Origin of the sequence: Citrobacter sp. RHB35-C21 (assembly GCF_013816515.1) — a bacterium.
Lineage (GTDB): Bacteria > Pseudomonadota > Gammaproteobacteria > Enterobacterales > Enterobacteriaceae > Citrobacter > Citrobacter braakii.
Window position 1 is genome coordinate 2,428,945 of record NZ_CP057147.1, and the last position, 24,083, is coordinate 2,453,027.

Below are 24,083 nucleotides of genomic sequence, written 5' to 3' on the forward strand. Positions count from 1 at the left end.
TCCAAAAGGGGGCAGTCTCTTTTATTGACCGCAAGCATCCTGTATGATGCACCCAGTCTAACCTTATCAACGCTGGTACTATTCCCGCACACATGACCCTTTTAGCGCTTGGTATTAACCATAAAACGGCACCTGTATCGCTGCGAGAACGCGTAACGTTTTCGCCGGATACGCTCGATCAGGCGCTGGACAGCCTGCTTGCGCAGCCAATGGTGCAGGGCGGGGTGGTGCTGTCGACGTGTAACCGTACGGAACTGTATCTCAGCGTTGAAGAGCAGGATAACCTGCAAGAAGCGCTGGTTCGCTGGCTGTGCGATTACCATAATCTTAATGAAGAAGACTTGCGCAATAGCCTGTACTGGCACCAGGACAACGACGCCGTCAGTCATTTGATGCGTGTTGCCAGCGGTCTGGATTCGCTGGTGCTTGGTGAACCGCAGATTCTGGGGCAGGTGAAAAAAGCTTTTGCGGATTCGCAAAAAGGTCACCTGAACGCCAGTGCGCTGGAACGCATGTTCCAGAAATCATTCTCTGTCGCTAAACGTGTACGAACAGAAACAGACATCGGTGCCAGCGCCGTGTCCGTAGCTTTTGCCGCCTGTACGCTGGCGCGGCAGATATTTGAATCGCTCTCCACGGTGACCGTGCTGTTAGTGGGCGCAGGCGAAACCATTGAGCTGGTGGCGCGACACCTGCGTGAGCATCAAGTGAAGAAGATGATCATCGCCAACCGTACCCGCGAGCGGGCGCAAGTGCTGGCGGATGAAGTCGGCGCCGAAGTGATTTCGCTGAGTGATATCGACGCGCGTTTACAGGATGCCGATATTATTATCAGTTCTACCGCCAGCCCGCTGCCGATTATCGGCAAAGGAATGGTGGAGCGCGCGCTTAAAAATCGCCGTAATCAACCTATGCTGCTGGTGGATATCGCCGTACCGCGCGATGTCGAGCCGGAAGTGGGTAAGTTGTCCAACGCCTATCTGTACAGCGTTGACGACCTGCAAAGCATCATTTCGCATAACCTGGCCCAGCGCAAAGCGGCGGCCGTGGAAGCCGAAACCATTGTGGCGCAGGAAACCAGCGAATTTATGGCCTGGCTACGCGCTCAGGGCGCAAGTGAAACTATCCGCGAGTATCGCAGTCAGTCAGAACAGATCCGTGATGAACTGACTGCCAAAGCGTTGGCCGCTCTTCAACAGGGTGGTGATGCGCAAGCCATTATGCAGGATCTGGCCTGGAAACTGACCAACCGCTTGATCCATGCACCAACCAAATCACTTCAACAGGCCGCCCGTGACGGGGATAGTGAACGCCTGAATATTCTGCGCGACAGCCTCGGGCTGGAGTAGCAGCACACCAATCTTATTTTTTACAGGGTGCATTTACGCCTATGAAGCCTTCTATCGTTGCCAAACTGGAAGCCCTGCATGAACGCCATGAAGAAGTTCAGGCGCTGCTCGGGGATGCGGGTACTATCGCAGACCAGGAACGCTTTCGTGCACTGTCGCGCGAATATGCGCAATTAAGCGATGTATCTCGCTGTTTTACGGACTGGCAACAGGTTCAGGAAGATATCGAGACGGCTCAGATGATGCTCGACGATCCTGAAATGCGTGAAATGGCGCAGGATGAACTGCGTGAAGCAAAAGATAAATGCGAGCAGCTGGAGCAACATCTGCAGGTTCTGCTGTTGCCTAAAGATCCTGATGACGAACGTAACGCCTTCCTCGAAGTGCGTGCGGGAACCGGTGGTGATGAGGCCGCGCTGTTTGCCGGCGATCTGTTCCGCATGTACAGCCGTTACGCTGAATCGCGTCGCTGGCGGGTAGAGATCATGAGCGCCAGCGAAGGCGAACATGGCGGGTTTAAAGAAGTCATTGCCAAAATTAGCGGCGAAGGCGTGTACGGTCGACTGAAATTTGAGTCCGGTGGGCATCGTGTGCAGCGCGTACCTGCGACGGAGTCACAGGGCCGTATTCACACTTCTGCCTGTACGGTCGCGGTCATGCCGGAACTACCAGATGCCGAACTGCCGGACATCAACCCGGCCGATCTGCGTATTGATACCTTCCGCTCATCAGGCGCAGGGGGTCAGCACGTTAACACCACCGACTCCGCAATCCGTATTACCCACTTGCCGACCGGTATCGTAGTGGAATGCCAGGACGAACGTTCGCAGCATAAAAACAAAGCGAAAGCGATGTCGGTGCTGGGGGCGCGAATTCGTGCTGCCGAAGTGGCAAGACGTCAACAGGCAGAAGCCTCTGAGCGTCGCAATCTGTTGGGCAGTGGCGATCGCAGCGATCGCAACCGTACCTATAACTTCCCGCAGGGGCGCGTGACCGATCACCGCATTAACCTGACGCTCTACCGTCTGGATGAAGCGATGGAAGGCAAACTGGATATGCTCATTGAGCCAATTGTCCAGGAATACCAGGCCGACCAACTGGCGGCGTTGTCCGAGCAGGATTAATGGATTATCAGCACTGGCTGCGTGAAGCGATAAGTCAATTACAGGCAAGTGAAAGCCCGCGCCGTGACGCCGAGATTTTGCTCGAGTTTGTTACCGGTAAGGGACGCACCTTTATTTTGGCTTTCGGTGAAACGGTATTAACCGAGGCGCAGCGTCAACAGCTCGACACATTACTGGAGCGCCGTCAGCGGGGTGAGCCGGTGGCGCATTTAACTGGCGTGCGGGAGTTCTGGTCGCTGCCGCTGTTTGTGTCTCCGGCTACGCTTATCCCTCGTCCGGATACTGAGTGTCTGGTGGAACAGGCGCTGGCTCGCCTGCCGGCCTCAGCGTGCCGCATTCTCGATTTGGGAACCGGTACGGGCGCCATTGCGCTGGCACTGGCAACCGAGCGTCCGGATTGCGCGGTAACGGCGGTTGACCGCATGCCGGATGCTGTTGCGCTGGCCGCTCGCAACAAACAGCATCTGGGCATCGACAATGTTTGCGTGCTGCAAAGCAACTGGTTCAGCGCTTTGCAGGGACAGCAGTTTGATATGATTGTCAGCAATCCGCCGTATATCGACGAACAGGATCCGCACCTGGCGCAAGGCGATGTACGCTTTGAACCTTTGTCGGCACTGGTGGCGGGCGATCGGGGACTGGCGGATATCGTGCATATCATTGACCAGTCTCAGCGCGTCTTAACGCCTGGCGGCTATCTGTTGCTGGAACATGGCTGGCAGCAGGGGCAGGCCGTCCGGGACGTCTTTACTCGTGCGGGTTACCAGGCGGTTGAAACCTGCCGTGATTATGGCGGCAATGAGCGAATTACGCTTGGACGCATCCCATCATGAGTACCTTCAGTGTGTTACTCAACATTCATCTCATCAGTATTGCGCTTTCCGTTGGCTTACTGACGCTGCGTTTTTGGTGGCGTTACACCGACTCGCGTCTTGCCTGCGCACGCTGGACGCGCATTGTGCCACCCGTTGTGGATACCGTTTTATTACTCAGCGGCGTGGCGCTAATGGTTAAAGCGCACATCCTGCCATTCACTGAGCACGGGACATGGCTGACTGAAAAGCTGTTTGGGGTTATCATTTACATCGTTTTGGGTTTTATTGCGCTCGATTATCGTCGGGCGCGCAGTCAGCAGGCGCGATTAGTCGCATTTCCGCTGGCGCTGGTGGTGCTGTACATCATCATTAAACTCGCCACCACAAAAATACCGTTACTGGGGTAAGCATGAGGTCGTTAGCTGATTTCGAATTTAATAAAGCGCCATTGTGTGATGGGATGATCCTGGCGTCGGAGTCTATCCGTCTGGATTTTCCAACACAAACTGTCTACGACGAACTGGAACGTCTGGTCAGTCTGGCGCAAGAAGAAATTAGCCAGCTCCTGTCTCAGGATGAGCAACTGGAAAAACTGCTGGCACTTTTTTACGGCGAATGGGGATTTACGGATACCCACGGCGTCTATCGTCTTTCTGATGCACTCTGGCTTGACCAGGTACTGAAAAATCGGCAGGGCAGCGCCGTGTCTCTGGGGGCGATCTTATTGTGGATTGCCAACAGACTGGAGCTGCCGCTGGTACCGGTGATTTTCCCGACGCAACTGATCCTTCGTATTGAGTCGCTCGATGGTGAAATGTGGCTAATCAATCCATTCAATGGCGAAACGTTAAATGAGCACACGCTGGAAGTGTGGTTGAAGGGGAACATCAGCCCGGTCGCGGAGCTGTTTAACGAAGACCTGGATGAAGCGGATAACGCGGAAGTGATCCGCAAACTGCTCGACACGCTGAAATCATCACTGATGGAAGAGCGGCAAATGGAGCTGGCGCTGCGTGCCAGTGAAGCACTATTGCAGTTTAATCCTGAAGATCCGTATGAAATTCGCGATCGTGGTTTAATATACGCGCAGCTCGAGTGCGAACATGTTGCGCTGACAGATTTAAGTTATTTCGTTGAACAGTGTCCGGAAGACCCGATCAGCGAAATGATTCGTGCGCAAATTAATACTATTTCGCACAAACAAATTGTATTGCATTGATTAATCACACTTTACCTACCGTTTAAGGCGATCCTATGAAACAAAAAGTGGTTAGCATTGGCGACATCAACGTGGCAAATGACCTGCCGTTCGTGCTGTTTGGCGGAATGAACGTGCTGGAATCCCGCGATCTGGCGATGCGCATTTGTGAGCACTACGTAACCGTTACTCAAAAGCTGGGTATCCCTTACGTGTTTAAAGCCTCCTTTGATAAAGCCAACCGTTCTTCCATCCACTCTTACCGTGGACCGGGCCTTGAAGAAGGGATGAAAATCTTCCAGGAACTGAAACAGACTTTTGGCGTAAAAGTGATCACCGACGTTCACGAAGCCAGCCAGGCACAGCCTGTTGCTGATGTGGTGGATGTGATTCAGCTTCCGGCATTCCTTGCTCGTCAGACCGATCTGGTGGAAGCAATGGCGAAAACCGGTGCCGTTATCAACGTGAAGAAACCGCAGTTCATCAGCCCGGCTCAGATGGGCAACATCGTGGATAAATTCCATGAAGGCGGCAACGATAAGGTTATTCTGTGCGACCGTGGTGCGAACTTTGGTTATGACAACCTGGTTGTGGACATGCTGGGCTTCAGCGTGATGAAGAAAGTCTCCGGCAACTCACCGGTGATTTTTGACGTTACCCATGCGCTGCAGTGCCGCGATCCGTTTGGCGCAGCAAGCGGCGGTCGTCGTGCGCAGGTTACCGAACTGGCGCGTGCCGGTATGGCGGTTGGTCTGGCAGGTCTGTTTATTGAAGCGCATCCGGATCCAGCCAATGCGAAATGCGATGGCCCATCCGCGTTGCCGCTGGCGAAGCTGGAACAGTTCCTGACGCAGATTAAAGCGATTGATGACCTGGTGAAAAGCTTCGACGAGCTGGATACCGAGAACTAAGTGAGTGTGACAGGCCGGAGTTTCCCTCCGGCCTGCTATTTGAAAAGGGTGTCAAGGTCGTCGTCAGGCACCAGACGCGCCATCAATTGTGTTATATCGGCAGAAAAGAAAACGGTCCTGAAGAGGACCGTGGGGTACGTCTAAAATAATAATCAGGCAAATATTGTCATCAGATAGGCGATAAACAGTGCCAGATGCGCTGCACCGTTAAGCACATTGGTGCGTCCGGTGGAGAAAGAGATCTGACACAGAACCAGTGATGAAACCATCACAATCATCTCTGGCGCCCCCAGCGCAAACATCAAATCATTCCCGGTTGCCCATGCAATCAGCGTCACCACCGGTACGGTCAGCGAAATTGTGGCTAACACCGAACCGAAGAATAAATTCATTGCCCGCTGTACCTGATTGCTCAGAACCGCTTTCAGTGCGCCCAGTCCTTCAGGCGAGAGGATCAGTAACGCGACCAGGAAACCCGTAAATGCGACCGGCGCATTCAGTTCAGTCAGCAAGGTCTCAAGCGGGCTGGCGTTCATCTTGGTCACGGCGATAACAGCGATCAGATGAATGATAAGCCAGGCGGCGTGCCACAGATTGCTGTGCGCTGACGGCTTACCGTGATGCGGGTCATCGTCGTCACCCTCGTCTTCATGCTCGTAAATGAACAGACTTTGGTGCGTTTTAGTTTGAATCAGCAAAAATACGCCGTACATCGCCGCAGAAATTAACGCCACCAACAGCGCCTGCGCGGTAGTGAAATTTGCCCCCGGCAACGCCATCGGGAATACCAGTACAATAATGGCCAGTGGGAACAGGGCGATTAAATACTGCTTAATACCAAATAGGTTCATATACTGAGTGGCAAATTTACGGCCACCTAATAGTAATGAAAAACCGACCAGACCCCCGGTTACGATCATAATGATTGAATACAGCGTATCGCGCATGAGCGTAGGTGCGGCATCGCCGGTTGCCATTAATGCGGAGATTAAGCTGACTTCAAGAATAACAACGGACAAACTGAGGATCAGCGACCCGTAGGGTTCGCCAAGTCGATGCGCTAATACGTCCGCATGACGGACAACGCTGAATGCGCTGCTTAATATACCAATAAGGGCCAGCGCATTAATACCGATGACCACTGGTAGTGACTGACTACTCCCCCAGAAGAACAGTACTACCAGCGCCAAAATCGGGAAGACGAGAGAGGTCTCCTTGTGGCGGGTTTTTACCGCCTCATGTGCTTGTGTCATTGCATTAATTCTCCATCTCTGCAGGTATTTATAATTATAAAAAGTATTAAAGAATGTAAAAAATAACAGAAAACGTGGTTTTGTAGGTGACATTTTACGAAATTTTACTACATCACCTGTTTTCCCTCTCAAAACGGCCAAAAACTAATTTCTTGTTTATAGACTGTTTAATTAACAGAAGGTTAGGTAAAGAAAGTTTTTAAAAATGTCCATTATTGGCGTCTCGCCGCATTGTTAACCACACTTAAGGTTTAGCCTAAAAAGAGGAGTTCACAATGCCTTATAAATCTAAAAGCGATCTGCCTGACAGCGTGCGGCACGTTCTGCCAGCCCATGCTCAGGACATTTATAAAGAAGCTTTCAACAGCGCCTGGGAACAGTATAAAGACAAATCTGACCGACGTGACGATGCCACCCGAGAAGAGACGGCACATAAGGTCGCGTGGGCCGCGGTTAAAAATGATTACCAAAAAGGTGATGATGGTAAATGGCATAAAAAGACGTAACAGTATCAATTATAATGCCTTTATAAACTCGCTTGCATCAGGCGTTAGCGAATCGTGCTACGCCGCGCGGTTACTGGCTTGCAAGCGAGCGGTGAATTGCCTATTGTCCAGCTATTGGTTTCAAAATGAGCAGTAAAAAAGCCCGGAAGGCGTCAAAAAAGTTGTCGCAGGGAAGCAGCAGTGGCGGAGGTGTAAGGTGTTAACGCGTGATTTTTTATTGAATGCCGACTGTAAGACGGCATTTGGTGCTATTGAAGAATCACTACTCTGGTCAGCGGAACAACGTGCAGCCTCACTGGCCGCCACGCTCGCTTGTCGACCAGATGATGGACCGGTGTGGATCTTCGGTTATGGATCGTTGATGTGGAACCCGGCCTTAGAGTTTGAAGAGTCCTGTACCGGCACATTAGTCGGCTGGCACCGTGCATTTTGTCTGCGCCTGACGGCGGGGCGAGGAACGGCGTGTCAGCCGGGACGCATGCTGGCCCTGAAAGAGGGCGGACGCACCACCGGTGTGGCCTACCGCTTGCCGGACGCGTCGCTGGAACAAGAGCTTTCTCTGTTGTGGAAGCGAGAAATGATCACCGGATGCTATCTGCCGACCTGGTGCCAGTTGGCGCTTGATGACGGCCGTACGGTGAACGCGCTGGTGTTTATTATGGATCCGCGCCATCCGCTGTTTGAGTCAGACACGCGCGCGCAGGTGATCGCGCCGCTTATTGCCGCGGCCAGCGGACCTTTAGGCACCAATGCCCAGTATCTGTTCTCGCTGGAACAAGAGCTGGTCAAGCTGGGGATGCAGGATGATTGTCTTAATGATCTGGTGATCACGGTCAAACGATTGTTGGGAGAGAACCTGCCAGAAGGCGTTATGCGGCCAGGGTTTGCCTGAACCCGGCGTGGAATTGTATGCCCGAAAGCCAGGCGCTTTTCGGGCATGTCACGCTTAGGCTGCAATATAACTTATCGAATGCTCAAGCGACTGACTGTGGCTGTCGATCAGCACGTTCCAGACGCCGGTATAGGGCACGGTCAACCATGCGTTATCACGATCCTGCACGCTTAAGATGTCGGACTGCGTGTCTTTGACGTGATTTTTTTCGCTCATCAGGTGGATGTGACAGCGCTCGGAACAGCGCACAACCACCGTATCGCCACCAAATAACTTTAAACTTGCCTTCACTAATGCCATTTTTCACCCCGTTCTTGAAAACAACGTACTTTCTGTCGAAAGTGCTGCGTGATGTTGTTCACATTTCACTCATTGCATAACACCAAAGGGGGAGCAACAGGATGCTGATTTTGATCAAAAAATGGCATAACGATTAAACAAAAGTGACAAAACACCTCAAAAGGGTTGAACGGGCGTGCTAACGTTCAACGAAACCGCGCCCATCAAATATTAAATCCGGAAATTATCGACACTTTCAGTGCGCTTGCCTGAAAACGGTATATCAGAAGGTCAACACTTTATCTGCAGCCAGCGTCCATTGAGCCAGTTCTACCAGCGTGCCGACGGCCACTCCGTCAATTAACGGCAGCGCCGTGATCCCACGACCATCGGTGCAGGTTTTGCACAGTTTTACCGGAACATTTTGCGCAGTCAGGATCTCCAGCATTTGCTGAATATTGTAGCCCTCCGCGGGTTTCTGACCACGTAATCCTGCGGTTACGGCATCAGACATTAAAAACAGACGCAGGTCGAGAGCGGCTTCTTGTTCGCGCAGGGCGATAGCCAGACGCAGGCTGTTAAATAACGATTCGCTTCCATAAGCCGCTCCGTTCGCGACGATCACTATCTTTTGCATTTTTACTCCTGTTACTGCATGTGAGCGTTAATAACCGACACGTATGTTACACCTATTTCTCAATGCCAGGATAATGCCGAAAAAAGGGGGAGGGGCTGAAAATCAACGCTGAACACGTTATGGTTTAAGATAAGTATGCCACTGTGGCTAATTGATGTAAGAAACCACTAACGATTTGAGCCGTATTATCTGTTCTTCTCTTGCTGTATTCGCACTCTTGCCGCTGGCAGGCGGTACTGCTAACGCGCAGTCGTCCTTTGTGCGCCAGGCTGAAAACCCTTTCGATAACAATAGTGATGGCTTGCCCGATCTTGGTATGGCCCCGGAGTCGCGGGCAGGCGAAAAGCATTTTGCCGAAATGGTCAAAGCGTTTGGTGAAGCCAGCATGACTGATAACGGGCTTGATACCGGTGAACAGGCGAAGCAGTTCGCGTTTGGCCAGGTGCGAGATACGGTCAGCGAACAGGTGAATCAGCAACTGGAATCCTGGCTTTCTCCCTGGGGAAACGCCAGCATCGGGTTGCAGGTGGATAACGAAGGCAGTTTTACCGGGAGTCGGGGAAGCTGGTTTGTGCCGTGGCAGGACAATCAACGTTATCTTACCTGGAGCCAGCTAGGAGTGACGCAACAGGACGACGGCTTAGTCAGTAATGCGGGGATTGGGCAACGTTGGGTACGCGACGGTTGGTTACTGGGTTACAACACCTTTTATGACAACTTACTGGATGAAAATCTGCCCCGCGGAGGCCTCGGCGCAGAGGCGTGGGGCGAATATTTGCGCTTATCCGCTAACTATTATCAACCGTTGTCTTCCTGGCAGGATCGTTTTGCAACCCAGCAACAACGGATGGCCCGCGGCTACGATCTGACCGCGCAAATGCGGATGCCGTTCTATCAACACCTCAATACCAGCGTCAGCGTGGAACAGTATTTTGGCGACCGGGTGGATCTATTTCATTCGGGAACCGGGTATCACAATCCGGTGGCAGTGAACCTCGGGCTGAGCTATACACCGGTGCCGCTAATCACGGTGACAGCGCAGCATAAGCAGGGTGAAAGCGGCATCAGCCAGAATAACCTCGGCTTAACCCTTAGTTACCGTTTTGGCGTGCCGTTAAAAAAACAGTTGATGGTCAGTGAGGTGGCGAACAGCCGTTCACTGCGCGGCAGTCGTTATGACGATCCGCAGCGTAACAATTTGCCGACGCTGGAGTATCGCCAGCGTAAAACGCTGTCGGTATTTTTGGCCACGCCGCCCTGGGATCTCAAACCGGGAGAGACGGTGGCGTTGAAGCTGCAGGTGCGTAGTTTGCATGGGATCCGCCACCTGACGTGGCAGGGCGATACTCAGGCGTTGAGCTTAACGGCTGGCAGCAATAACCGAAGCGCGCAGGGCTGGACGATTATTATGCCGAAGTGGGACAGCAGAGAAGGTGCGACGAACCGCTGGCGGTTGTCTGTGGTGGTAGAAGATGAGCAGGGCCAGCGTGTCTCTTCCAATGAGATCACGCTATCACTGACCGAACCGTTTACTACCGTTTCGGAAAATGATCCTCGTTAACAATGACGCATGCGCGCGTTATCAGAAAATACGTTCCTGGTGCACCCATACCGCGGCTTCAACACGTGATTTGAGCTTCATTTTCTTCAGCATATGCTTCACGTGAACTTTTACCGTGCTTTCGGTGATGTCCAGGCGGCGGGCGATCATCTTGTTAGGCAGGCCCTGGGCGATGAGCTTAAGAATATCGCGTTCGCGCGGCGTCAGTTGGGTAACATCACGGTCGGACGTTGCACGATTGGCGCGTAGGCTGGCGGCCAGAACCGGCGTTAAGGCTTCGCTCAGCACCATTTCACCGGCAGCCGCTTGCTGCAATGCTTTCAGCAAATCTTCCGGCTCCATATCTTTAAGCAGATAACCGTCGGCACCGCGCTTCAGTGCAGTAACCACGTCTTCTTCATGATTGGATACGCTAAACACGACGATACGGCCTGACAGTGATTTCTCACGCAGCTTGTCGAGTGTTTCCAGACCGTTCATGCCAGGCATGTTGAGATCAAGAAGGATCAGATCGGGATCAAGGGATTCTGCCAGCTCGATACCCTGCTCACCATTGCTGGCTTCGCCGACAACGGTGATATCGGGCGCCATGCTGACAAGCTGCTTTACACCGGTTCGCAGCATCGGATGATCGTCGATCAACAGGATGGTTGCCGGTTCCAGATTACTCATGGGTATCTCCTTGGACTTCTGTGAAGTTTGTTTCGGGAATAAAAGTGACAGCAACTTCAGTACCGCCTGTCTCGCGACGGCGTACACGGCAATCGCCGCGCAAGCTCTGCGCACGGTCGCGCATGATTATCATGCCGTAGTGGTTACTGCGTTCGGCGTTTTCCGGTACGCCGCAGCCGTTATCTTGCACTGTAAGTTTGACCTGCTTACCATTTTGCACCACCGTCACGACCACTTCATCGGCCTGAGAGTGTTTGAGGGCGTTGCTCAGGGCTTCGCGCGCAATTTGTAGCAGGTGAATCGCCTGATGCGAAGGGACCAGACGCGGTGGCAGCTGATAATCCAGCTTAACCGTAAAGCCAAAACGTGCGCTGTATTCCTGACAGCTGGCTTCCAGCGCCGGTCTTAATCCAGGTTCCGTCAGCTGTAAACGGAAGGTCGTTAACAGCTCGCGCAGTTGCGCCCAGGAGGCGTTCAACTCGTTACGAATCTGACTGAGCAGCTCGCGGCAGTTATCTGAAAGCGCATCGCCCTGCATCTGCAAACAGCTCACCTGCATCTTCATACAGGAGAGCGATTGTGCAATAGAATCATGAAGTTCGCGCGCAATGGTGGCACGCTCTTCCATCACGATCAACTGCTGCTGACGCTCCTGATGCCTGTCGAGTGCAAGCGTTGCGGTCAGTTGCTCAACCAGGGTATCAACCAGTTGCTGCTGATCGTGGCTGAGATGGCGTCCGTACGGCAAAGTCGCGAGCAGGATACCATACTGGGTATGGGCATCGGTTAGCCGCCATTTCAGTGTGATACCGCCGTCAATGGCGGGTAGCGTACCGCGCGGACACAAATGGCAGCCTTTCTCATCACAGCTGACATTGGACTGGCAGGTAAATTCCTGATGATTATCTTCATCTTCCAGGTCATAGACCCGCAGTTCAATATCATGCAGCAGGGTCAAATTTTGCAGACCGTTCAGTACCGGAGAGAGGCGTTCGCACAACGGCACCTGAGAGTGCAGACGGCGGTTGGCTTGCCACAGGAAAGAGAGGATCTGATTTTTGTGCTCCAGACCCGCCGTTTTCTCCTGTACCCGCTGTTCCAGCACCGCGTAACTTTCGGCCAGTTCTTCCGACATATTATTCAGCGCCGAGCCCAGCGCTGCCATCTCATTACGCCCACTGATATGTGCGCGTTGGGTAAAATCACGTTGACTGACGGCTCGCGCCATCGCCAGCAGTTGTTTCCACGGCTGTAACAGGCGCACGCGCAGCCAGATAATGGTGAAGACCAGCAGCAATGCCATAAATACGGCCATCAGGCGATGCAGCAAGACGACGCGTTCAATGCGTAACTCGGTGGTATGGTCAAAGGCGGTGACCAGCTTATCCAGTCCGCCCACAAAGCGCCTGACATCCTGCGCTACCGCATCAGGCGTTTGCGCATGCGCAAGCCCCGGTGCCAGTTTGGTGTGCCAGTAATCCTGTAAGGCTTTTAATTGCGCCTGTTGTCCGTCACGCTGCGCGGCACGCGTCAATTCCGGGCTAAACGCCGTTTGCTCCATTTCATCCAGTAGTGGTTGATCGTTGGCGTCCAGCGGTATGGCCGCCAGCAGGCGATAGCTTTGCATGCGCAGCGATCCCGCTTTGTTGATTGCATGCGCGCTACCCTGAACGCCCTGAACCAGCCAGCCAGAGACTGCCATACCCGCCACGCCGATGGCAGTAGACAATAAAACAATCAGCGCCACCTGGTTGACCAGCGTAAGCGGGGAAAGACAACGTTTAAACATGGTGACTTGTTCCTTCGGGTTTTCGTAAAACCGAAAACCTTATTGAATGACGATTCTGCTGCAGGCAGTGGCGTTATTCTCGGCGATACACTGGAGTATACCCATACCTCAAACGGGCTACCCCTTAATTGCCGCCAGAGGGAGAGATCCTAAACGAGGGGGAGTAGGGGACGACAGAAGCGTGAAAAACCACATCTTTTTTACCGAAGTTATGTACTCATTTAGGGTGATGATAAATTTCAGGCATCAATAATGACACCTTTTCCTTTGATTTATATCAACTTACCTCCAGCTGTAAACCCTAATGTGGCAGGCATCGAAACAAGTATCAGAGGTGTCTATGAGTCACTCATCTGCCCCGGAAAGGGCATCTGGAGCTGTAATTACCGAATGGCGGCCGGAAGATCCCGCCTTCTGGCAGCAGCGTGGTCATCGAATCGCCAGCCGTAACCTGTGGATTTCCGTCCCTTGCTTGCTGCTGGCGTTTTGCGTGTGGATGTTATTTAGCGCCGTGGCGGTGAACTTACCGAAAGTCGGATTTGATTTCACCACTGAACAACTGTTCATGCTGACGGCATTACCTTCGGTGTCCGGCGCGCTGCTGCGTGTACCGTACTCCTTTATGGTCCCCCTGTTTGGTGGACGTCGCTGGACGGCGTTCAGCACCGGTATCCTGATCATTCCTTGCGTATGGTTAGGTTTTGCGGTGCAGGATACCTCCACGCCATTTAGTACCTTTATCATTATCTCCCTGTTGTGCGGTTTTGCCGGTGCGAACTTTGCCTCCAGCATGGCAAACATCAGCTTCTTCTTTCCAAAACAGAAACAGGGCGGCGCGCTGGGTCTGAACGGTGGTTTGGGTAACATGGGCGTCAGCGTGATGCAGTTGGTCGCTCCGCTGGTGGTTTCACTGTCAATCTTTGCCGCATTTGGCAGCCAGGGTGTTGAACAACCGGATGGTACGCAGCTGTATCTGGCAAACGCTGCATGGATTTGGGTCCCGTTCCTGGCTGTATTAACGCTGGCCGCATGGTTTGGTATGAATGAACTGGCAACCTCAAAAGCTTCGCTGAAAGAGCAATTGCCGGTGCTGAAACGCGGGCACCTGTGGATTATGAGCCTGCTGTATCTGGCAACCTTCGGTTCATTTATCGGTTTCTCTGCCGGTTTCGCGATGCTGTCAAAAACGCAGTTTCCTGAGGTACAGATCCTGCATTACGCCTTCTTTGGACCGTTGATTGGCGCCCTGGCACGTTCAGCAGGCGGCGCAATCTCTGACCGACTGGGGGGGACCCGCGTAACGCTGGTGAACTTCGTGCTGATGGCTATTTTCAGTGCCTTACTGTTCCTGACGCTGCCATCAAACGGTGTCGGTGGCAACTTTATCGCCTTCTTTGCGGTGTTCCTGGCGCTGTTTCTGACGGCTGGTCTGGGGAGTGGTTCAACCTTCCAGATGATTTCCGTTATCTTTCGCAAGCTGACGATGGACAGAGTGAAAGCTGAAGGCGGTTCAGAAGAGAAAGCGATGCGCGAGGCGGCGACCGACACCGCGGCAGCGCTGGGCTTTATCTCAGCTATTGGTGCGATCGGCGGCTTCTTTATCCCGAAAGCATTCGGTACGTCCCTGGCATTAACTGGCTCTCCGGTCGATGCGATGAAAGTATTCCTGATCTTCTATGTCGCCTGTGTGGTTATCACCTGGGCGGTGTACGGACGTCATTCTAAAAAGTAAAAAAGTAGTAACTGTTGATTATCCATTGCGCGGTGTTAGACCGCGCTTTTTTTTGCCTGCAATTAGTTACAACATACTTTTATATTGTGGCACGACAACAGCCTGTTAGAACGGTGCTCGTAATATGCTAAACAGGGGGGATACCCCTTAATACCCACTTATAAAGAATTTAACATTTGTATGATAAGTGAGTTTAAAAAAATCAATAAAATTCAATATGTTGATTGATTTATTGATATCCCACTAAGGGGGTATGTGAAAATCGACCCTCAATTTTCATCCCTGCCTGCCTTGATCGTTATCAATTCTCACGCCCTTTCAGAGCGTTACCTTCGCTCTCAATCAAGCAATGTCGATTTATCAGAGAGCCGTCAGGCTCCTACAGGAGAAAACCGATGAGTAAATTCCTGGACCGGTTTCGCTACTTCAAGCAGAAGGGCGAAACCTTTGCCGATGGGCACGGCCAGCTTCTCAATACCAACAGGGACTGGGAGGATGGATACCGCCAGCGTTGGCAGCATGACAAAATCGTGCGTTCAACCCACGGTGTAAACTGCACCGGCTCATGCAGCTGGAAAATCTATGTGAAAAATGGTCTGGTGACCTGGGAAACCCAGCAAACTGACTACCCACGCACTCGTCCAGATATGCCCAACCACGAGCCTCGCGGCTGCCCGCGTGGTGCAAGCTATTCATGGTATCTCTACAGCGCTAACCGTCTGAAATACCCGCTGATGCGCAAACGTCTGATGAAGATGTGGCGTGAAGCAAAAAGACTGCACAGCGATCCGGTAGATGCATGGGCATCCATTATCGAAGACGCCGACAAAGCAAAAAGCTTCAAACAAGCGCGTGGTCGTGGTGGATTCGTTCGTTCTTCCTGGCAGGAAGTGAATGAGCTGATTGCCGCATCTAACGTTTACACCATCAAAACCTATGGTCCTGACCGCGTCGCAGGCTTCTCGCCGATCCCAGCGATGTCGATGGTTTCTTATGCGTCCGGCGCACGTTATATGTCGCTGATTGGCGGGACCTGCCTGAGCTTCTATGACTGGTACTGTGACCTGCCGCCAGCTTCCCCACAGACCTGGGGCGAGCAGACCGACGTACCGGAATCTGCCGACTGGTATAACTCCAGCTACATTCTGGCATGGGGCTCTAACGTACCGCAGACCCGTACCCCGGATGCGCACTTCTTTACTGAAGTTCGTTATAAAGGCACCAAAACAGTAGCAATTACCCCGGACTACGCAGAAATCGCCAAACTGTGCGACCTGTGGCTGGCTCCGAAGCAGGGAACCGATGCGGCGATGGCAATGGCGATGGGTCATGTCATGCTGCGCGAGTTCCACCTCGATAACCCGAGCCAATATTTCACCGACTACGTACGTCGTTATACCGACATGCCAATGCTGGTGATGCTCGAAGAGCGCGACGGCTACTATGCTGCTGGTCGTATGCTGCGTGCTGCGGATCTGGTTGACTCTCTGGGCCAGGAAAATAACCCGGAATGGAAAACTGTCGCTTTCAACAGCAACGGCGAAATGGTTGCGCCGAACGGTTCAATTGGTTTCCGTTGGGGCGAAAAAGGCAAATGGAACCTTGAGCAGCGCGACGGCACGTCCGGTGATGAAACCGAACTGCAGCTCAGCCTGCTGGGTAGCCAGGATGATATCGCTGAAGTGGGCTTCCCGTACTTTGGTGGCGAAGGCACCGAGCACTTCAGTAAAGTCGAACTGGAAAACATTCTGCTGCATAAATTGCCCGTTAAACGCCTGCAACTGGCCGATGGATCTACGGCGCTGGTGACCACCGTTTACGATCTGACTATGGCCAACTACGGCCTGGAACGTGGTCTGAACGATGAAAACTGCGCGACCAGCTACGATGACGTGAAAGCGTACACGCCAGCGTGGGCAGAAAAAATTACAGGCGTATCACGTTCTCAGATTGTGCGCATCGCCCGTGAATTTGCGGATAACGCAGATAAAACGCACGGTCGTTCGATGATTATCGTCGGCGCCGGTTTGAACCACTGGTACCACCTCGATATGAACTATCGTGGCCTGATCAATATGCTGGTGTTCTGTGGCTGTATCGGCCAGAGCGGCGGCGGCTGGGCCCATTACGTAGGGCAGGAAAAACTGCGTCCGCAAACCGGCTGGCAGCCGCTGGCGTTTGCTCTTGACTGGCAGCGTCCGCCTCGTCATATGAACAGTACCTCCTACTTCTATAACCACTCCAGCCAATGGCGCTATGAGACGGTGACTGCGCAGGAACTGCTGTCCCCAATGGCAGACAAATCCCGCTATAGCGGTCATTTGATTGACTTTAACGTTCGCGCTGAACGTATGGGCTGGTTACCGTCTGCGCCGCAGTTAGGGACTAACCCGCTGTATATCGCGAAAGAAGCGCAGAAAGCAGGTATGACGCCGGTGGACTACACCGTTAAATCCCTGAAAGAAGGTTCTATTCGCTTTGCGGCAGAGCAGCCGGAAAACGGTAAAAACCATCCGCGTAACCTGTTTATCTGGCGTTCAAACCTGCTCGGTTCTTCCGGTAAAGGCCACGAGTACATGCTCAAGTATCTGCTGGGTACTGAACATGGTATTCAGGGCAAAGATCTCGGCCAGCAGAGCGGCGTGAAGCCAGAAGAAGTGGAATGGCAGGATAACGGACTTGACGGCAAACTGGATCTGGTCGTTACGCTGGACTTCCGCCTGTCGAGTACCTGTCTGTATTCCGATATCGTGCTGCCGACCGCTACCTGGTATGAAAAAGACGACATGAATACCTCGGATATGCATCCGTTTATTCATCCTCTGTCTGCGGCCGTTGACCCGGCCTGGGAATCGAAGAGCGACTGGGAAATCTATAAAGCCATCGCCAAGAAATTCTCTGAAGTTTGTGTGGGCCACCTCGGTAAAGAAACCGACGTCGTTACGCTGCCGATTCAGCACGACTCCGCCGCTGAACTGGCGCAGCCGCTGGACGTGAAGGACTGGAAAAAAGGGGAATGCGACCTGATTCCAGGTGTTACGGCACCGCACATCATGACCGTTGAGCGTGATTATCCGGCAACGTACGAGCGTTTCACCTCCATCGGTCCGCTGATGGAAAAAATCGGTAACGGCGGTAAAGGGATTGCCTGGAACACCCAGAGCGAAATGGATCTGCTGCGTAAGCTCAACTACACCAAGGCTGACGGTCCGGCGAAAGGCCAACCGATGCTGGATACCGCAATTGATGCAGCTGAGATGATCCTGACGCTGGCTCCGGAAACTAACGGTCAGGTTGCCGTTAAAGCCTGGGCGGCGCTGAGTGAATTTACCGGTCGTGACCATACGCATCTGGCGCTGAATAAAGAAGACGAAAAAATTCGTTTCCGTGACATCCAGGCGCAGCCGCGCAAAATTATCTCCAGTCCGACCTGGTCAGGTCTGGAAGATGAACATGTGTCTTATAACGCCGGTTATACCAACGTTCATGAGCTGATCCCATGGCGTACGCTGTCTGGTCGCCAGCAGTTGTATCAGGATCACCAGTGGATGCGTGACTTCGGTGAGAGCCTGCTGGTGTATCGTCCGCCAATCGACACCCGTTCGGTGAAAGCGGTGATCGGCGAGAAGTCTAACGGTAACCCTGAAAAAGCGCTCAACTTCCTGACGCCGCACCAGAAATGGGGTATCCACTCCACTTACAGCGACAACCTGCTGATGCTGACGCTGTCTCGCGGTGGTCCGATTGTGTGGATGAGCGAAGTTGATGCGAAGGATCTGGGTATCGAAGATAACGACTGGATCGAAGTCTTCAACAGCAACGGTGCGCTGACGGCGCGTGCAGTTGTCAGCCAGCGTGTGCCGGCCGGGATGACCATGATGTACCACGCGCAGGAACGTATTGTTAACCTGCCGGGTTCTGAAATCACCCAGCAGCGCGGCGGGATCCACAACTCGGTAACTCGTATTACGCCGAAACCAACTCACATGATCGGTGGTTATGCGCAACTGGCATACGGCTTTAACTACTACGGTACCGTCGGTTCAAACCGCGATGAGTTCGTAGTTGTACGTAAGATGAAGAACATTAACTGGTTGGATGGCGAAGGCAATGACCAGGTACAGGAGAGCGTAAAATGAAAATTCGTTCACAAGTCGGCATGGTGCTGAATCTCGATAAGTGCATCGGCTGCCACACCTGTTCAGTGACCTGCAAAAACGTCTGGACCAGCCGTGAAGGTATGGAGTACGCCTGGTTCAACAACGTCGAAAGTAAGCCTGGCGTTGGCTTCCCGAACGACTGGGAAAACCAGGAAAAATGGAAGGGCGGTTGGATCCGTAAAATCAACGGCAAACTGCAGCCGCGCATGGGTAACAAAGCACTGCTGCTGGGTAAAATCTTTGCTAACCCGCATCTGCCGGGCATGGATGATTACTATGAGCCGTTTGATTTTGACTACCAAACGTTGCACAACGCCCCAGCAGACAGTAAGGCGCAGCCGATTGCCCGTCCGCGTTCGCTGATCACCGGTCAGCGGATGGATAAAATCACCAGCGGTCCGAACTGGGAAGAAATTCTGGGGGGCGAGTTCGAAAAACGCGCCAAAGACCAGAACTTCGAAAACATGCAGAAGGCGATGTACGGTCAGTTCGAAAATACCTTCATGATGTATCTGCCGCGTTTGTGTGAGCATTGCCTTAACCCGGCGTGCGTGGCGACCTGCCCAAGCGGCGCTATCTACAAGCGTGAAGAAGATGGCATCGTGCTGATCGACCAGGATAAATGCCGCGGCTGGCGTATGTGTATCACTGGCTGCCCGTATAAGAAGATCTACTTCAACTGGAAGAGCGGGAAATCTGAGAAGTGCATTTTCTGCTACCCGCGTATCGAAGCCGGTCAGCCGACCGTTTGTTCCGAAACCTGCGTAGGCCGTATTCGTTACCTCGGCGTACTGCTGTATGACGCAGATGCGATCGAAAGTGCGGCAAGCACGGAGCACGAGAAAGATCTGTACCAGCGTCAACTGGACGTGTTCCTCGATCCGAACGATCCGGCTGTTATTGAACAAGCGCTGAAAGATGGTATTCCGCTGAGCGTCATTGATGCTGCACAGCAGTCGCCGGTTTACAAAATGGCGATGGACTGGAAGCTGGCGCTGCCGCTGCATCCGGAATACCGCACGCTACCGATGGTCTGGTATGTGCCGCCTTTGTCACCGATCCAGTCTGCCGCCGATGCGGGTGAGCTGGGCAGCAACGGTATTCTGCCGGACGTTGACAGTCTGCGTATCCCGGTTCAGTACCTGGCGAACCTGCTGACCGCAGGCGACACTCAGCCGGTACTGTTGGCGCTGAAACGTATGCTGGCGATGCGTCACTACAAACGTGCGGAAACCGTTGACGGTAAAGTTGATACCCGTGCGCTGGAAGAGGTGGGCTTAAGCGAAGCGCAGGCACAGGAAATGTATCGTTATCTGGCGATTGCTAACTACGAAGATCGTTTCGTGGTACCGAGCAGCCATCGTGAACTGGCACGTGACGCGTTCCCGGAGAAAAGCGGTTGTGGCTTTACCTTCGGTGACGGTTGCCACGGTTCTGATACTAAATTCAATCTGTTCAACAGCCGCCGCATCGACGCTGTCGATGTGACCAGCAAAACGGAGCCGCACCAATGATTGAACTTGTCATTGTTTCGCGTCTGCTCGAGTACCCGGATGCTGCCTTGTGGCAGCATCAGCAGGAACTTTTCGATGCACTCGCGTCATCTGAGAACCTGGATAAAGAGGATGCCCAGACTCTGGGCATTTTCCTGCGCGATCTCACCGCGCAGGACATGCTGGATGTGCAGGCAAGCTATAGCGAACTGTTTGACCGTGGCCGCGCCACCTCGTTGTTGCTGTTTGAACATGTACACGGCGAGTCCCGCGATCGTGGTCAGGCTATGGTTGACCTGATGGCGCAGTATGAACAGCACGGTCTGCAGCTCGACAGCCGCGAACTTCCCGATCATCTGCCGCTGTATCTGGAATACCTTGCGCAGTTGCCGAAAAGCGAAGCATTAGGGGGGTTACAGGATATCGCGCCGATTCTGGCGCTGCTCAGCGCTCGCTTGCAACAGCGTGAAAGCCGTTATGCGGTGCTGTTCGATCTGCTGTTAAAACTGGCGAATACCGTTATCGACAGCGATAAAGTGGCTGAAAAAATTGCAGATGAAGCGCGTGACGATACCCCACAAGCGCTGGATGCGGTCTGGGAAGAAGAGCAGGTGAAATTCTTCGCCGATCAGGGGTGTGGTGAGTCGGAAATTTCCGCTCACCAGCGTCGTTTTGCCGGGGCTGTTGCGCCGCAGTATCTGAATATCACCACCGGAGGACAGCAATAATGCACTTCCTGAATACGTTCTTCTTTGACATCTATCCATACATCGCGGGTTCTGTCTTTCTGATTGGCAGTTGGCTGCGTTATGACTATGGGCAGTATACCTGGCGCGCGGCTTCCAGTCAGATGCTGGATCGCAAAGGGATGAACTTGGCGTCAAACCTGTTCCACATCGGGATCCTGGGGATTTTTGCCGGGCACTTCCTTGGCATGCTGACACCACACTGGATGTATGAAGCGTGGCTGCCGCTTGAAGTGAAACAAAAGATGGCGATGTTCGCGGGTGGTGCCAGTGGTGTGATGTGTTTGATTGGCGGCGTCCTGCTGCTGAAACGCCGCCTGTTCAGCCCACGTGTGCGGGCGACCACTACCGGAGCGGACATTCTGATCCTCTCCCTGCTGGTGATCCAGTGCGCGCTGGGCCTGCTGACCATTCCGTTCTCCGCCCAGCATATGGACGGCAGCGAGATGATGAAGCTGGTGAACTGGGCGCAGACAGTGGTGACCTTCCAGGGGGGGGCGTCTCAATATCTGGATGGCGTCGCGTTCATTTTCCGTATGCACCTGGTGCTGGGTATGACGCTGTTCCTGTTGTTCCCGTTCTCGCGTCTGGTGCACATCTGGAGCGTTCCGGTCGAATATCTGACGCGCAAATACCAGATTGTTCGTGCGCGTCATTAATCGGTTATCTGTGTAAGACAAAACCCCGCTCCGGCGGGGTTTTTTTACGACTAATTGCCGGATAAGCATTGTGCATCAGGTAAATTGCCGACCCGAATTGAGGCTTGATCGAGGGTCGGGTATGGGGCATTACAGATGGATGGGATGCTGGTGCTTTATGGGGTGATGGTGGTGGGGGAAGGATTACTCAGCGCGGTGCGCTTCGCCCTTCGGGTCGTTGCCTGCGGCAACGCTTTCTCGCTAACGCTCGAATCGAACCTTAGTCGAAGCTTCTCATCCTCCCCGCTTGGGCAGAATATGAGACATTACAGATGGATTTGATACAGGTGCTTTATGAGGTGATGGTGGTGGGGGAAGGATTACTCCGCGCGGTGCGCTTCGCCCTTCGGGTCGTTGCCTGCGGCAACGCTTTCTCGCTAACGCTCGAATCGAACCTTAGTCGAAGCTTCTCATCCTTCCCGCTGGGGCAGAATATGAGACATTACAGATGGATTGGATGCTGGTGCGTTATGAAGTGATGGTGGTGGGGGAAGGATTCGAACCTTCGAAGTCGATGACGGCAGATTTACAGTCTGCTCCCTTTGGCCGCTCGGGAACCCCACCAGGGGTATACTAATTTTATGAATCTATCGGAATGAATGGTGGTGGGGGAAGGATTCGAACCTTCGAAGTCGATGACGGCAGATTTACAGTCTGCTCCCTTTGGCCGCTCGGGAACCCCACCACGGGGTAATGCTAGTTACTGGCCTGCTTCCGTTGGAAGCGGGGCGCATCATATCAAATGATGCGCCCCTGTAAAGTATTCCGTTGATAAAAAAGAACTGGTTGCCTGATTTTTACGCGTAAAGATGTAAAGGTAACCAATTCAATTATCAATCGATTACAGAATAATCGTTCGGTTACCGTAAACAAAGACGCGTTGAGCCAGAACCTGATACAGCGCGCGGCTTAATACATTTTTCTCAACGTCGCGGCCCGCACGCATCATGTCTTCCGCGGTGTAGGTGTGATCCACATGAATTACGTCCTGCATAATGATTGGGCCTTCATCGAGGTTATCATTCACGTAGTGGGCTGTCGCACCGATGATCTTCACACCGCGCTCATAAGCCTGATGGTAAGGGCGAGCGCCAATAAACGCTGGCAGGAATGAATGGTGAATATTGATAATCTTATTCGGGAAGCGTGAAACAAATGTTGGCGTCAGAACGCGCATGTATTTTGCCAGCACGACATAGTCAGGTTGGTGCGCGTCGATAGCGTCGGCCATTTTCAGGTCATGTTCGTCACGCGTTAAACCTTCGTGGCTGACCAGCTCAAATGGGATATCAAACCGTTCAACCAAAGGTCGCAGCGTCTCGTGGTTGCCGATCACAGCAGCGATTTCAACATCCAGCCCGCCATAATTGGCCTTCATTAACAGGTCACCCAGACAATGTGCTTCCTTGGTGACCAAAATGACGATACGGCGGCGTCCTGCTGGCGTTAATTCACGAATGGATCCATCTGGAAGGGCACTATCCAGATCGGCAAGCAGCGTGACGTCGTTAAAAATACCCTCCAGTTCGGTACGCATAAAAAAGCGCCCGGTCCGGTGGTCCACGAACTCATTGTTCTGCACGATGTTCAGTTCATGCTTGTAACAGATATTCGTAATGCGCGCGATCAGACCTTTTTGGTCCGGGCAAATAGTACGCAGCACTTTTCGTTGTAATGAATGCATTTGCAGCGGTGATCCTGTTGAGAATGTTTGCAAAATTGATACTGTCGGGCGTTGATTAGCCGCAGCACTTTTTAAATTTTTTACCGGAGCCACAAGGGCAGGTATCGTTTCGTCCAATTTGAGGGCGTGTACCGTCTATATAGTACCATTGACCGTTTTCTTTTAAAAAACGAGAGCGCTCGATAATTGCACCTGTTTTACCTTGTTCAGAAAATCGCGCAACAAAGCTGACATAGCCGATATTTTCTGTGTCTGCCGCTTGTTGTTCAAAAACGGTCAGCCCGAGCCATTCGGTGTGGCTAAATCCTGCGATAATGTCGTCACGAAACGCGGCTGCATGACAGTCCGGATGCCAGGTCTTGATAAGGTAATCTGCGTCTTTCATCACAAAAGCACAGTAACGAGAACGCATGAGGTGTGACGGCGTAGGTGCTACTTGCGCGCCGGACACATAACGGTAGCAACATAGGCTATACTCGACAGCGCTACCACAGGGACAAAGCTGAGACACAAAGTACTCCCTGGAATAAAAAAACGGCGTAAAAACGCCAGGGTAGCACTATGTTAACTGAGCGGTAGCGATG

At 52.8% G+C, this 24,083-nt stretch carries 21 protein-coding genes, 2 tRNA genes and 2 other RNA genes; 14 read left to right on the forward strand and 11 right to left on the reverse strand.

All coding sequences use genetic code 11. The features are described 5' to 3' along the window. The first annotated feature begins 92 nt into the window (after positions 1 to 92). From hemA to kdsA, 6 genes are read left to right on the forward strand one after another with little or no spacing between them, the layout of a single operon-like run. Positions 93 to 1,349, forward strand: coding sequence for a glutamyl-tRNA reductase (gene hemA, locus HVZ39_RS11875; protein ID WP_016153294.1), 1,257 nt, complete (start codon positions 93 to 95; stop codon positions 1,347 to 1,349). Between the two features lie 41 nt (positions 1,350 to 1,390). Continuing rightward, positions 1,391 to 2,473 carry a peptide chain release factor 1 gene (gene prfA, locus HVZ39_RS11880; protein ID WP_016153293.1) on the forward strand — a complete coding sequence of 361 codons (1,083 nt, stop codon included), beginning with the start codon at positions 1,391 to 1,393 and terminating at the stop codon, positions 2,471 to 2,473. Next, positions 2,473 to 3,306, forward strand: a complete 834-nt coding sequence (gene prmC, locus HVZ39_RS11885) for a peptide chain release factor N(5)-glutamine methyltransferase (RefSeq protein WP_049042860.1) — start codon at positions 2,473 to 2,475, stop codon at positions 3,304 to 3,306. The genes prfA and prmC overlap by 1 nt, the downstream gene beginning before the upstream one ends. Next, positions 3,303 to 3,695 (forward strand): invasion regulator SirB2, encoded by a 393-nt coding sequence (gene sirB2, locus HVZ39_RS11890; protein WP_016153291.1) that lies wholly within the window; start codon positions 3,303 to 3,305, stop codon positions 3,693 to 3,695. The genes prmC and sirB2 overlap by 4 nt, the downstream gene beginning before the upstream one ends. Positions 3,696 to 3,697: 2 nt before the next feature. Next, on the forward strand, positions 3,698 to 4,507 hold the full coding sequence (sirB1, locus tag HVZ39_RS11895) for an invasion regulator SirB1 (protein WP_003020775.1): 810 nt from the start codon (positions 3,698 to 3,700) through the stop codon (positions 4,505 to 4,507). Positions 4,508 to 4,542: 35 nt separating this feature from the next. Further along, positions 4,543 to 5,397: a 3-deoxy-8-phosphooctulonate synthase gene (gene kdsA, locus HVZ39_RS11900; RefSeq protein WP_016156739.1), complete on the forward strand. Its 855-nt coding sequence runs from the start codon at positions 4,543 to 4,545 to the stop codon at positions 5,395 to 5,397. 152 nt (positions 5,398 to 5,549) lie between these two features. Here kdsA and chaA read toward each other — a convergent pair whose 3' ends face one another. Next, positions 5,550 to 6,650 carry a sodium-potassium/proton antiporter ChaA gene (chaA, locus tag HVZ39_RS11905; protein WP_016153289.1) on the reverse strand — a complete coding sequence of 367 codons (1,101 nt, stop codon included), beginning with the start codon at positions 6,648 to 6,650 and terminating at the stop codon, positions 5,550 to 5,552. A 275-nt stretch (positions 6,651 to 6,925) separates the two neighbouring features. Here chaA and chaB point away from each other — a divergent pair, with 275 nt between their 5' ends. Together chaB and HVZ39_RS11915 are read left to right on the forward strand one after the other, a co-directional pair. Continuing rightward, on the forward strand, positions 6,926 to 7,156 hold the full coding sequence (gene chaB / locus HVZ39_RS11910; protein WP_103766368.1) for a putative cation transport regulator ChaB: 231 nt from the start codon (positions 6,926 to 6,928) through the stop codon (positions 7,154 to 7,156). A 196-nt stretch (positions 7,157 to 7,352) separates the two neighbouring features. Then, entirely contained in the window at positions 7,353 to 8,048 is a 696-nt protein-coding gene (locus HVZ39_RS11915; protein ID WP_016156738.1) for a gamma-glutamylcyclotransferase, read from the forward strand. A gap of 54 nt (positions 8,049 to 8,102) precedes the next feature. Here the strand turns inward: HVZ39_RS11915 and HVZ39_RS11920 are convergent, their stop codons facing one another. Next, positions 8,103 to 8,348 (reverse strand): DUF1883 domain-containing protein, encoded by a 246-nt coding sequence (locus HVZ39_RS11920; RefSeq protein ID WP_003833405.1) that lies wholly within the window; start codon positions 8,346 to 8,348, stop codon positions 8,103 to 8,105. Positions 8,349 to 8,610: 262 nt separating this feature from the next. Continuing rightward, complete coding sequence (locus HVZ39_RS11925; protein WP_049042858.1) at positions 8,611 to 8,964, reverse strand: DsrE/DsrF/TusD sulfur relay family protein; 354 nt, start codon at positions 8,962 to 8,964, stop codon at positions 8,611 to 8,613. A 175-nt stretch (positions 8,965 to 9,139) separates the two neighbouring features. Between HVZ39_RS11925 and HVZ39_RS11930 the strand changes: the two genes are divergently transcribed. After that, positions 9,140 to 10,525 carry a YchO/YchP family invasin gene (locus tag HVZ39_RS11930; protein ID WP_181548047.1) on the forward strand — a complete coding sequence of 462 codons (1,386 nt, stop codon included), beginning with the start codon at positions 9,140 to 9,142 and terminating at the stop codon, positions 10,523 to 10,525. A 21-nt stretch (positions 10,526 to 10,546) separates the two neighbouring features. Here the strand turns inward: HVZ39_RS11930 and narL are convergent, their stop codons facing one another. After that, complete coding sequence (gene narL, locus HVZ39_RS11935; RefSeq protein WP_003020756.1) at positions 10,547 to 11,197, reverse strand: two-component system response regulator NarL; 651 nt, start codon at positions 11,195 to 11,197, stop codon at positions 10,547 to 10,549. Further along, a complete protein-coding gene (narX, locus tag HVZ39_RS11940) occupies positions 11,190 to 12,986 on the reverse strand; it encodes a nitrate/nitrite two-component system sensor histidine kinase NarX (RefSeq protein WP_016156734.1) in 1,797 nt (598 codons plus the stop codon). Before narX ends, narL begins: the two co-directional genes overlap by 8 nt. A 340-nt stretch (positions 12,987 to 13,326) precedes the next feature. Here narX and HVZ39_RS11945 point away from each other — a divergent pair, with 340 nt between their 5' ends. The 5 genes from HVZ39_RS11945 (at position 13,327) to narI (ending at position 21,776) form a co-directional block, all read left to right on the forward strand. Then, positions 13,327 to 14,718, forward strand: a complete 1,392-nt coding sequence (locus HVZ39_RS11945) for a NarK family nitrate/nitrite MFS transporter (RefSeq protein ID WP_016153284.1) — start codon at positions 13,327 to 13,329, stop codon at positions 14,716 to 14,718. Between the two features lie 395 nt (positions 14,719 to 15,113). Beyond that, positions 15,114 to 18,857 carry a nitrate reductase subunit alpha gene (locus HVZ39_RS11950; protein ID WP_016156733.1) on the forward strand — a complete coding sequence of 1,248 codons (3,744 nt, stop codon included), beginning with the start codon at positions 15,114 to 15,116 and terminating at the stop codon, positions 18,855 to 18,857. Continuing rightward, positions 18,854 to 20,392, forward strand: coding sequence for a nitrate reductase subunit beta (gene narH, locus HVZ39_RS11955; RefSeq protein ID WP_003833388.1), 1,539 nt, complete (start codon positions 18,854 to 18,856; stop codon positions 20,390 to 20,392). Before HVZ39_RS11950 ends, narH begins: the two co-directional genes overlap by 4 nt. Then, complete coding sequence (narJ, locus tag HVZ39_RS11960; RefSeq protein WP_016153282.1) at positions 20,389 to 21,099, forward strand: nitrate reductase molybdenum cofactor assembly chaperone; 711 nt, start codon at positions 20,389 to 20,391, stop codon at positions 21,097 to 21,099. Before narH ends, narJ begins: the two co-directional genes overlap by 4 nt. Continuing rightward, on the forward strand, positions 21,099 to 21,776 hold the full coding sequence (gene narI, locus HVZ39_RS11965; RefSeq protein WP_016153281.1) for a respiratory nitrate reductase subunit gamma: 678 nt from the start codon (positions 21,099 to 21,101) through the stop codon (positions 21,774 to 21,776). Before narJ ends, narI begins: the two co-directional genes overlap by 1 nt. Before the next feature lie 166 nt (positions 21,777 to 21,942). On the opposite strand, the gene HVZ39_RS11970 is transcribed toward narI, so the two are convergent. The 6 genes from HVZ39_RS11970 to HVZ39_RS11995 all read right to left on the reverse strand — a co-directional run bounded on the left by HVZ39_RS11970 (position 21,943) and on the right by HVZ39_RS11995 (position 24,010). Beyond that, positions 21,943 to 22,074: non-coding RNA, RtT sRNA (locus tag HVZ39_RS11970), on the reverse strand. A gap of 44 nt (positions 22,075 to 22,118) precedes the next feature. After that, positions 22,119 to 22,250, reverse strand: a non-coding RNA gene (locus tag HVZ39_RS11975) — RtT sRNA. Between the two features lie 44 nt (positions 22,251 to 22,294). Beyond that, positions 22,295 to 22,379 (reverse strand) — tRNA-Tyr (locus tag HVZ39_RS11980). A 36-nt stretch (positions 22,380 to 22,415) separates the two neighbouring features. Then, a tRNA-Tyr gene (locus tag HVZ39_RS11985) sits at positions 22,416 to 22,500 on the reverse strand. A 156-nt stretch (positions 22,501 to 22,656) separates the two neighbouring features. After that, positions 22,657 to 23,499, reverse strand: a complete 843-nt coding sequence (gene purU / locus HVZ39_RS11990; RefSeq protein WP_016153278.1) for a formyltetrahydrofolate deformylase — start codon at positions 23,497 to 23,499, stop codon at positions 22,657 to 22,659. Positions 23,500 to 23,554: 55 nt separating this feature from the next. After that, complete coding sequence (locus tag HVZ39_RS11995; RefSeq protein WP_181633644.1) at positions 23,555 to 24,010, reverse strand: YchJ family protein; 456 nt, start codon at positions 24,008 to 24,010, stop codon at positions 23,555 to 23,557. Between the last annotated feature and the right edge of the window lie 73 nt (positions 24,011 to 24,083).